At 27.7% G+C, this 1282-nt stretch carries 2 protein-coding genes; both read left to right on the plus strand.

Annotation, left to right across the window (positions count from 1 at the left end):
* On the plus strand, window positions 1-497 hold a 497-nt coding region (locus CD113_RS12455; RefSeq protein WP_206167431.1), incomplete at its 5' end, for a transcriptional regulator, SarA/Rot family.
* A gap of 131 nt (window positions 498-628) precedes the next feature.
* A complete protein-coding gene (locus CD113_RS12460) occupies window positions 629-955 on the plus strand; it encodes a PH domain-containing protein (RefSeq protein WP_002461846.1) in 327 nt (108 codons plus the stop codon).
* The last annotated feature ends 327 nt before the right edge of the window (window positions 956-1282 follow it).

Genomic DNA, 1282 nt, shown 5'->3' on the forward strand with positions numbered 1-1282 from the left:
TATTAACTAAAATTAAAGATATAAATGATCAACGTAAGTTAAATATTATACTTTCCAGTTCACAACTAAATAGAATTGAATGTGTACTTACAGAAATAGACGACTATTTAGCACATCATTTTAAGCATTATTTTTTCATAACTGAAACTGATAGTGTTAAATATTTAATTCAGAGCCAACAAATAATCAAGAAACTGACTCAATATTTAGCTTTATGTGATTTATCTATTGAAGAAATTTATGTACTTGGAATATTATCCTTGCATGATCATAGATTAACGATTAAAGAGCTACAATACGAACAACATCATCAGTTTATGACAGTTAGTCCAATCATTAAGAAATTAATAGAGAAAAAGTTAGTAAGTAAAACAAGAATAAGTCATGATGAAAGGTGTGTAGCTATTCAAATCACGAAAGAAAAAAGGTCTAAAATCAATAAGGTTATTGAAGCATGTTATAACTTTCTAGAAAAGGGAATAAAATATAATCATTAGTGATTTCGCCAAGTAATGAGTTGACAATAGTACTTTTTAAGCAATAATAAATAATAAGTTGATTACAAGGTATTAAGGTGATTTTTCAACTTATTTTATGGTGGAATCTAGTTTATAAAAGGAGGACAACAATGATTTTAGATAATGTAAATCCTAAAGATTTATTTCCAACAGAGAAGAAAGGTCCAACTGTTTTAGGAACTATCGAATATAATGTACAAGGACAGTCACAATTTGAGGGCGCTTTTATTGCGACAAATGAGAGATTGATTATGAATGTTGATATGAACGGTCAATTCTATTATAGAAGCATTAGTTATAATGAGATAGAAGCAATCAATTACGATGGTCAAACGTTAAATTTTAAATTTAATATTGGTAATGTTCCAATGTATGATTTTAAATCAGGTGATGTAGACGTTTTTGTAACTTATATTAAAGAACACATGACAGTTTAATATATTAAAAAAGAGTTAAGTACATCCTACTATCATTAGTATAGTGGTTGATGACTTAACTCTTTTTTTATAATAGTGATAGTTACTGCCAATCGCAAAAATTTATGATTGCTCCCTTTTGTCTCAGCTGTATGTCCTAGTCATATAAATGGTTCTAGCTATTAAAATAGCAGAGTAGAGGAATACATTTCATTACTATGTAATAAAATGCATAAGAGGTTCTAGCTATTAAAATAGCAGAGGTAGAGGAATACATTTCATTACTATGTAATAAAATGCATAAGAGGTTCTAGCTATTAAAATAGCAGAACCTCTAATATTAAATGA

Source organism: Staphylococcus simiae (assembly GCF_002902085.1).
In the GTDB taxonomy this organism is placed as follows: Bacteria; Bacillota; Bacilli; order Staphylococcales; family Staphylococcaceae; genus Staphylococcus; species Staphylococcus simiae.

Bases quoted from the DNA above. Each gene is read 5' to 3' on its own strand.
- CD113_RS12460 (WP_002461846.1), top strand. From the start codon at position 629: ATGATTTTAGATAATGTAAATCCTAAAGATTTATTTCCAACAGAGAAG.